Below are 409 nucleotides of genomic sequence, written 5' to 3'. Positions count from 1 at the left end.
GATCTCACACCCCTCACGCCGCCTGGCACCCCACCTCGCGGCGTTGCAGACCGTTGCACGTACGAAAAAGCACGAGCTGCGRGCCYGCGCCTTGCGATGCACGGCACCAGACRMCGTGAGGGGCGCGAAYAYCCACCAGACACGYCCTAGTCGAAGGTCAGCGGGACGACCTCGAAGGACGCCGCGAAGCGGGTGCCCAGCCGGGTCCCCGCGGTGCGCGCGAAGCCCTCGAGCCACTCGGCGGCGTCGGCCATGTTCCCGGCGCTGCCGCCCAGGCCGGCCAGGTAGGCGGCGTGCGCTTCGAGCGACGCGACGCCCTGGGCGAAGGTCTCGGTGGTGTCGACCGCGTGCGCCGCGTCCGGTGATCCGGCGGCCCAGATCTGCTTGACGCCGTTCCACGGCTCCAGGC

General features: G+C 72.1%; 1 protein-coding gene. It reads right to left on the bottom strand.

Annotated features, from left to right (window positions below; genetic code table 11):
• Positions 1-146: 146 nt before the first annotated feature.
• Positions 147-409: hypothetical protein (locus AC1DSF_RS31045; RefSeq protein WP_478184152.1), on the bottom strand; the 263-nt coding region annotated here is incomplete at its 5' end.

Source organism: Variovorax sp. 01N429 (assembly GCF_056399425.1).
Note: the sequence above shows the minus strand (reverse complement) of the source record. Positions and strands in the feature narration are given on the sequence as shown.